This window comes from Nocardioides pelophilus, from assembly GCF_014180685.1.
Lineage (GTDB): Bacteria > Actinomycetota > Actinomycetes > Propionibacteriales > Nocardioidaceae > Nocardioides > Nocardioides pelophilus.
Window position 1 is genome coordinate 24,123 of record NZ_JACEHF010000027.1, and the last position, 7,843, is coordinate 31,965.

A 7,843-nucleotide genomic window follows, 5' to 3' on the forward strand; every position below is an offset into this window, starting at 1 on the left:
CCGAGCAGAACCGTGGACGAAAGTAGCACGCAACCGCCCGAGCGCACCTCACACTCAGGTGACTCGGTGCGCAGCGGCCGCCAGGCAGCTCGCGGGCAGCTCGAACCAGCGCAGCTGCTCGAAGTCCGCGGAGACGAGCGGCCCCTCCCCATCGAGGTCGGGAGGGGTTGCCTGCTGCAGCACCGCGGCACCGTCGTCGAGGTGCTTCTGCAGCACGCTCTCCGGCGCGGCGTCGTCGCGGTGGGGATAGCTCATCCGTCCATCGGCGTCGTAGGTAATCTCCCGCAGTCGCAGCGGTGGCTCCACCGGTCCGTCGCGGTGGGTCCACAGGCCGCGGGCCGGATCGAACCGGTACGCGCCGAGCACCCGCCAGCCGTCGAGCGCCACCAGCCGCACGGCCTCGATGACGTAGTCGACGACCGCCTCGGACAGGAAGTAGTTGAAGTTCACCCGCACCCACCCGGGCTTGATGCCCTCACAGCCGCGGGTGATCTCGCGCTCGAACTCGTGGGACCGGTCCAGGTCGATGCCGAGCAGCTGGTGTCCGTACGGCCCGGCGCACGAGCAGCCGCCTCGCGACTGGATGCCGAACAGGTCGTTGAGCAGCGCGACGACGAAGTTGTGGTGGAGGTACTTCCCGCTCGGAGCGCGCACGACGAACGAGACGATCGACAGCCGTTCGGCGTCCGGGTTGCCGAGGACCTCGACGCTCGGCAGCGTCCGCCAGCGCTCCATCGCCCGTCGCAGGTAGGCCTCCTCGTGGCCGCGGATGACCTCGATCCCCACCGCCTGCTTCAGCTGGAACACCAGGCCGGCCCGGATGGCCTCGACGATCGCCGGCGTCCCGCCCTCCTCCCGCTCGACCGGGTCGGCGAGGTACTGGTGATCAGCAGAGTTGACGTAGGCCACGGTGCCGCCGCCGGGCACGTCGGGCACCCGGTTCGTCAGCAGCTCACGGCGTACGACGAGGACCCCCGGCGTGCTGGGACCGCCGATGAGCTTGTGCGGGCTCAGGAACACCGCGTCCTTGTAGCAGAGCGGATCCTCGACGTCGGGACCGTACATCTCGATGTCGACGTACGGCGCCGCGGCGGCGAAGTCCCAGAACGACAGCGCTCCGTGGCGGTGCAGCAGCGTCGAGATCGCGGCCGTGTCGCTGAGGATCCCGGTCACGTTGCTGGCCGCCGAGAAGCTCCCGATCTTCAAGGGGCGCTCGGCGTGACGACGGAGCTCGGCCTCGAGCAGGGCCAGGTCGATGTGCCCGTCGGCGTCGGCCGGGATCGACACGACGTCCGCGATCGACTCGCGCCACGGCAGCTCGTTGGAGTGGTGCTCGTAGGGACCGAGGAAGACCACCGGCCGGCGGTCGGCCGGGATCTGGTCACTCAGGTGGTACTCGTCCTCCAGCACCGACGGGATCCGCAACCCGAGAACGCCGATCAGCTTGTCGATCGCGCCGGTGCAACCTGAGCCGGCGAAGATGACCGCCGTCTCGTCGTCACCGCCGACCGCGTCCCGGATGATCGCCCTCGCGTCCTCCCGGAGCCTGGTCGTCTGCAGCCCGGTGCCGCTGGACTCGGTGTGGGTGTTCGCGTAGCGCGGCAGCACCTCGTCGCGGATGAAGTCCTCCAGGAAGGACAGCGCGCGCCCCGAGGCGGTGTAGTCGGCGTACGTCACCCGGCGCGGGCCGAACGGGCCGGCCATCACCTGGTCGTCGCCGATCACCGACTCCCGGATCCGCCGCAGCAGCGGCGTCTCCGCGGGCGATGCCGGTGCGGGAACGTCCATGGTTTCGACGTTAGCCCTGTCCAGCGACAGGTTCGAGAGACCAACGTCCCGCGTTGCCGGTCTCGAATCATCACACGGTGGAGCTGAGGGGACTCGAACCCCTGACCCTCTGCATGCCATGCAGATGCGCTACCAGCTGCGCCACAGCCCCGTGGTTTGCAACGCGGAGAACCTTACCGAACGCCCTGACGACTATGAAATCGGGGGTTTCGAGGCTCGCTTCGCTCGCACCTCAACCACCGAGCACACTCGCTTCGCTCGCACCTCAACCACCGATCACACTCGCTTCGCTCGCACCTCAACCAGCGAACGAGGCTCGCTTCGCTCGCACCTCAACCGCCGAGCACACTCGCTTCGCTCGCACCTCAACCGCCCGCGATCAGGCAGTGCGGTTGTAGGCGGCCAGCGCCCAGCGTCCGGAGGGCCGTTCGACGAGCTCCACCCAGCCGCAGTTCGCCAGCGCCCGGAAGTCGGATGCCCAGTCGATGGGCCAGCCGAGCCAGTGCGCCATCGCGGTCCGGATCGCAGCGCCGTGGGCGACGATCAGCGCGGTCTCGCCGGCGTCGAGAGCCCCCGCGGTCTCCTTGAGCACGGCGGTGAACCGCTCGGCCACCTGCGCCTGGGTCTCGGCGCCGGGGATGTCGTCCCAGTCACCGGCGCGGAACCGCGCGTACTCGGCGGGGTCCAGCGCGGCGTACTCGTCGTGGGTCAGACCCTGTCGCTCCCCCAAGTAGCACTCCCGCAGGCGTTCGTCGTACGACGGCGCCAGCCCGGTCGCGCGCGCGACGTACTCCGTCGTCTGGCGCGCCCGTTGCAGGTCGGAGGACAGCAGCGTCACCGGCGACAGGGCGGCCACGGCCGGGGCGACCGCGCGCGCCTGCGCGTGGCCGGTCTCGTCGAGCGCCGGGTCGAGGTGCCCCTGGATCCGCTGGGTCGCGTTCCACTCGGTGCGGCCGTGCCGCAGCAGCACCAGCCGGCGGGCGTCCTCCGGTGGTTTCGAGGCTCCTCGCTGCACTCGTCGCACCTCAACCAGCGGAGGGCGCGGGACCGTGCACCTCGGCCGGGAGCGCGATGACCGGGCAGTCGCGCCACAGCCGCTCGAGGGCGTAGAACTGCCGCTCCTCCGTGTGCTGGACGTGCACGACGATCTCGCCGTAGTCGATGAGGACCCAGCGAGCGTCGCGCTCGCCCTCGCGCCGGATCGGCTTGGCGCCGATCTCGCGCAGCTTGTCCTCGATCTCCTCGACGATCGCCTTGACCTGGCGGTCGTTGGCTCCCGAGGCGAGCAGGAAGGCGTCGGTGATCGCGAGCTGCTCGCTCACGTCGAAGGCAAGGATGTCGGTGGCGAGCTTGTCGGCAGCGGCGCGGGCCGCCGCGTGCACCAGCTCGACGGCGTGCTCGGTCGCGGTCATTTCTCTCCGGGTTCTGCTGGGTAGAGGCCGTGCTTGGTGATGTACTGCACGACCCCGTCGGGGACGAGGTACCAGATCGGCTGCCCCGCCGACTGCCGCTGACGGCAGTCGGAGGAGGAGATCGCGAGCGCTGGCACCTCCAACATCGTGACACGCTCGGACGGGATCGCGGAAAGCGTGGCGGGGTCCACCTCCGCCCCCGGGCGCGTGCACCCGACGAAGTGCGCGAGCGCGAACAGCTCGTCGGCGTCCCGCCAGCTGAAGATGTCGGTGAGCGCGTCGGCGCCGGTGATGAAGAACAGGTCCGCGTCCGGACGGGCGGCGCGGAGGTCGCGCAGGGTATCGATCGTGTACGTCGGACCGCTGCGGTCGAGGTCGACCCGGCTGACCGTGAACCGCGGGTTCGCGGCGGTGGCGATCACGGTCATGAGGTAGCGGTGCTCGCCCGGCGAGACCTCCCGGTCGGACTTCTGCCAGGGCTGCCCGGTCGGGACGAAGACGACCTCGTCGAGCTCGAACCAGCCCTGGACCTCGGACGCCGCGACCAGGTGACCGTGGTGGATGGGGTCGAAGGTGCCACCCATCACCCCGACCCGGGGGCGCCGAGCGGGGGCGGTCACGGGTTGCTCAGCTGTGGTCGCGGCCGCCGCCGAACCAGACGAGGGCGAGGAGCATGAGGAGCAGGAGGGCCAGCGTGCCGCCGCCGACGAACCACGGGTTGACGGCGGGCTCGCCGTGCTCCTCGGCGGCCTGGAGTACGGCAAGTGCGGTCAGGCTGATCTGCATAGGCCGGATGCTATCGGACCGCCGCTCAGCCCCAGAACACGATCCAGTCGAAGAGAACACCCCACTCGACCAGGGTCCCGAACTCGAAGCAGAGCCAGAACCTGATGGTGCGGCCGACCAGGATGGTCGGGAGGAAGACCCACATCGGCATCTTGAGCGCTCCCGCGACGGCAGCCATCACCAGCAGCGGCGGGATCCCGACGAACGCGGCGGCGAAGAGGATCGCCCCGCCGAACCACGGCCGCCCCTCCATCCGCGACACCCACCGCTGATAGCTCGCCTGGATCTTCGGCCCGGAGAGCTTCCGCTGCATCCATCCGCTGTCGATCCCCCGGCGGGCGGCTTCGTACCAGACGATCTTGCCCGCGCTCTGGCCCGCGCCACAGACCAGCGACAGCGTGATCGCCGCCGCACTGCCGACCCCCGTCGACGAGATCCCGATGACATAGGCCTCGATGTTGATCACCGGGATCAGGGCCGACGCGACACTGATGCCGAAGCTGGCCAGCAGCAGGGTCATGACTCCGCGGGAACCCTCTCGGGGACGGGCAGCCCGAGCTGCAGCAGCCAGCGGAGCGACACGCACTTCAGCACCAGCAGCCCGATCGCGATGATCAGCCCGAGCCACCACCACCCGGTGGCCAGCAGCAGCACCGCGAACAGACCGGAGTTGGCCGCCTTGCCGAGCCGGGACCAGTTCCACAGGTAGATCCGGCGGTCGACGACGTAGAAGTAGTTGGGGCTGCGGATCGGCCAGGCGAGGAAGGCCAGCGACAGGAACATGTCAATGACCATGAACTCGAACAGGTAGACAGCGACCGGGATCGCGATGAGCTCCATCGGCTCGTCGCTGAAGAAGAACGGCGCCGGCTGCAGCCAGGCCAGGCCGACGTAGAACGCGCCGCAGCTGAGCCGGTCGCTCACCATGTCGACGACGCCGCCGATCCGGGTCTCGCAGTCGAACCGTCGCGCCCAGGCCCCGTCGAGCGTGTCACCGACCCAGTAGACGACGAGTCCGGTCACGAGCAGGGTGAGGTCGTCGTCGTACGCCCCCCACAAGGTGAGCACCAGCGTCGCGACGGTGCGGATCATCGTGATCACGGTCGCCCCGGTGAGGAGACGTTCCGTGGATGCGTCCGCGTAGATCCGGTCGGGCGCCCCTGCCATGGCGCGAAACCTACCGTGCCGCCATGACCGGCCGATGAGCGCTCCCGGCTCAGCGCGACGGCGAACCTAGGAAGTGGCCTGCGCCTCGGCCTCCTGGCGGGCGAGGTTGCCGGCGACCTCCGCCCTCCAGTACTCGTTGGCCTTGCGGGTGTCGACCTCGAACTCGAACCGTGCGGTCATCTCGGGCGTGATGTCGGCGACGTCGACGTAGAACTGGTCGTACCACCGTCGCAGCTGGTAGACGGGGCCGTCCTCCTCGCAGAGCAGAGGGTTCTGGATCGGGCTCTTGTTCTGCCAGATCCACACGTCCTGCAGGAAGCCCTCGGCGAAGAGGTCGGTGAACTTCTGCGCGACCTTGACCGCGGTGTCATCGTCGAGGCCGGCCACCTTCCGCACCATCAGCCCGAACTGGAGCCGGAAGTCGGTCTGGGTCACCGGGTAGTGACAGTTGACCAGGATCACGTCGATGTCGAACCCGCGCCAGGTCGTCGTCAGTGGGTTGATCATGTACGACGGCCCGTAGTACGCCGCCTCCGAGCGGAGCAGGCTCTCCTCCAGGGAGCCGTTCTCGACCAGGTCGGGCCGGGCCTCGGAGTTCATGTACTGGCTGGCGACGTGCCCCTCGAAGACGTTGCGGAAGTACGTCGGGAAGGCCCCGTGGATGTAGAAGAAGTGAGCCATGTCCACGATGTTGTCGATGATCTCGCGGCAGTTCGACCCGGGGATGTCGATCGCCTGCCACGTCATCGCGCTCCACTCGCCGGTCTCGAGCTCCGGGATCTCCGGGACCATCTGCTCGGGGATCGGCGGGTTGCCCTCGTGGTCGTGCCAGACGAACAGCTGACGGTTGCGCTCCATGGCGTGCCAGGTGCGGGTCTTCGCGCGCATCGGGACCCGCCGGGCGTACGGGATCTCCTTGCAGCCGCCGTCCCCTCCCCACCGCCAGTCGTGGAAGGGGCAGGCGATCTCGTCGCCCTTCACGGTCCCCTGGCCGAGGTCCCCACCCATGTGGCGGCAGTAGCCGTCGACCACCTGCAGCCGGCCGGCGCGGTCGGCCCACACGACCAGCTTGGTGCCGAAGGCCTCGACGGTGTGCGGCCGGCCGTCCCGGAACGAGTCGGCCGGGCCGAGGCAGTGCCAGCCCCGGGCGTACCGGTTCGGCGGCGTGCCGGGGTCGATCAGCCGTTTGGAGTCGATGCCCATCGGTCAGTACATCCCTGGCTCGACGCGCAGCCCGAGCTGGTCCGCGCCGTACATGCGCAAGGCCCGCTCGGGGTCGTTCGCCGCGTGGACCCGGCCGGCGTGGGCGTCGCGCCACGCGCGCTGGAGGTAGCCGCCCCGGGCCAGCGCCCGGGCCCCGGCGCTCTCGAACATCACGTCGATGGCCTCGATCGCGCGCTCGGTGCCGACCACCTGGTCCCGCCGCACCTTCAGCCGCAGGTCGAGCGGGATCGGCTCCCCCCGGCTGACGTGGGCCTGCAGGGTGCGCACGTTCTGGCCGAGCATCGCCCAGGCGGCGTCGATGTCCGCCGCCGCGCGGGCGATCCGGACGTGCTGGAACGGGTCCTCGGCGGCGCGCTCGCCGGCGTAGGCCGCTCGGACCCGGTGCTGCTGGGTCTCCACGTGGTCGGCGAAGGCGCCGTAGGCCATCCCGATGATCGGCGTGGTGATCGCCGAGGTGAACAGGGAGTGGAACGGCAGCCGGTAGAGCTCGCCCCCGTTGAGGGCCTGCCCGGGACCCGCGCACCGGCCGGTCTCGGTCATCGAAAGGGTGAAGTCGACCGGCACGAAGGCACGGTCGACGACGATGTCGTGCGACCCGGTGCCGGCCAGGCCGACCGTGTCCCACGTGTCCTCGACGACGTAGTCGCTCCCCGGCAGCAGGAACGTGCGGAAGTCGACCAGGTTGCCGTCGTCGTCGGTCACCAGGCCGCCGAGCAGCACCCAGTCGGCGTGGTCGCAGCCGGAGGAGAACGACCAGCGGCCGCTGACCACGTAGCCGCCGTCGGCGAGCGTGACCCTGCCCGTCGGGGCGTACGACGACGACATCAGCGTCGCAGTGTCCGGCCCCCACACGGCCTCCTGCGCGGCGGCGGGAAACAACGCGAGCTGCCACGCGTGCACCGAGAGCACCGATGCGACCCATCCGGTCGACGCGTCGGCGGACGCGATCTGCCGGATCGCCTCGTAGAAGTCGAGCGGGTCGCCCTCCAGCCCGTCGTAGCGGCGCGGCTGCAGCATGCGGAACACGCCGACGGCCTCGAGCTCCTTGACGGACTGCTCGGGTACGGCGCGCTGCTGCTCGCACTCCTCGGCACGCTCGCGGAACCCGGGCAGCAGGTCGCGCAGGTTCTCCAGGACAGTGGTGGTCATCAGGCCTCCTCGGGCTCTCAGCCGACTCCCACAAAGTAGAACGTGTTCTAGTTCGGGGATGCGGGCCGAGGTCCCGAGACTCGAAGGACCTTGGTCCCGAAGGACAGCCTTCGCTCAGCGGCGATCAGGCGCCGGCGTTGAGCTCCTCGAGCCGGCCGCACGCGTCGACGTACTCCTGGACCCAGCGTTCGACGACCACCGACGTCCGCTCGACACGAGCGAGCTGCCCGACGACCTGGCCGACCGGGTTGAACCCGACGTCGCGCACGACGTCGGGCTGCCGGCGTCCGGCGGCGGCCGCCATCCCGGAGACCATG

General features: G+C 69.8%; 10 protein-coding genes and 1 tRNA gene. All 11 read right to left on the minus strand.

From position 1 onward, the window contains the following. Window positions 1–54: 54 nt before the first annotated feature. Complete coding sequence (locus H0488_RS07670) at window positions 55–1,788, minus strand: aminotransferase class V-fold PLP-dependent enzyme (RefSeq protein ID WP_183098698.1); 1,734 nt, start codon at window positions 1,786–1,788, stop codon at window positions 55–57. Window positions 1,789–1,866: 78 nt separating this feature from the next. Then, window positions 1,867–1,939, minus strand: a tRNA-Ala gene (locus tag H0488_RS07675). 228 nt (window positions 1,940–2,167) lie between these two features. Next, window positions 2,168–2,803, minus strand: a complete 636-nt coding sequence (locus H0488_RS07680; protein ID WP_183098699.1) for a histidine phosphatase family protein — start codon at window positions 2,801–2,803, stop codon at window positions 2,168–2,170. 10 nt (window positions 2,804–2,813) lie between these two features. Next, window positions 2,814–3,200 carry a ribosome silencing factor gene (rsfS, locus tag H0488_RS07685; RefSeq protein WP_183098700.1) on the minus strand — a complete coding sequence of 129 codons (387 nt, stop codon included), beginning with the start codon at window positions 3,198–3,200 and terminating at the stop codon, window positions 2,814–2,816. Beyond that, window positions 3,197–3,820 carry a nicotinate-nucleotide adenylyltransferase gene (nadD, locus tag H0488_RS07690; protein ID WP_312856247.1) on the minus strand — a complete coding sequence of 208 codons (624 nt, stop codon included), beginning with the start codon at window positions 3,818–3,820 and terminating at the stop codon, window positions 3,197–3,199. The genes rsfS and nadD overlap by 4 nt, the downstream gene beginning before the upstream one ends. Before the next feature lie 7 nt (window positions 3,821–3,827). Then, a complete protein-coding gene (locus tag H0488_RS23615) occupies window positions 3,828–3,986 on the minus strand; it encodes a hypothetical protein (RefSeq protein ID WP_220794307.1) in 159 nt (52 codons plus the stop codon). 25 nt (window positions 3,987–4,011) lie between these two features. Next, window positions 4,012–4,506, minus strand: coding sequence for a hypothetical protein (locus H0488_RS07695; protein WP_183098702.1), 495 nt, complete (start codon window positions 4,504–4,506; stop codon window positions 4,012–4,014). After that, window positions 4,503–5,153: a CDP-alcohol phosphatidyltransferase family protein gene (locus tag H0488_RS07700; RefSeq protein ID WP_183098703.1), complete on the minus strand. Its 651-nt coding sequence runs from the start codon at window positions 5,151–5,153 to the stop codon at window positions 4,503–4,505. The genes H0488_RS07695 and H0488_RS07700 overlap by 4 nt, the downstream gene beginning before the upstream one ends. A 66-nt stretch (window positions 5,154–5,219) precedes the next feature. Beyond that, window positions 5,220–6,356: a 3-ketosteroid-9-alpha-monooxygenase, oxygenase component gene (locus H0488_RS07705; protein WP_183098704.1), complete on the minus strand. Its 1,137-nt coding sequence runs from the start codon at window positions 6,354–6,356 to the stop codon at window positions 5,220–5,222. A 3-nt stretch (window positions 6,357–6,359) separates the two neighbouring features. After that, window positions 6,360–7,526 carry a 3-hydroxy-9,10-secoandrosta-1,3,5(10)-triene-9,17-dione monooxygenase oxygenase subunit gene (hsaA, locus tag H0488_RS07710; protein ID WP_183098705.1) on the minus strand — a complete coding sequence of 389 codons (1,167 nt, stop codon included), beginning with the start codon at window positions 7,524–7,526 and terminating at the stop codon, window positions 6,360–6,362. A gap of 124 nt (window positions 7,527–7,650) precedes the next feature. Next, a partial coding sequence (locus H0488_RS07715; RefSeq protein WP_246371603.1) for a hypothetical protein occupies window positions 7,651–7,843 on the minus strand: 193 nt, incomplete at its 5' end.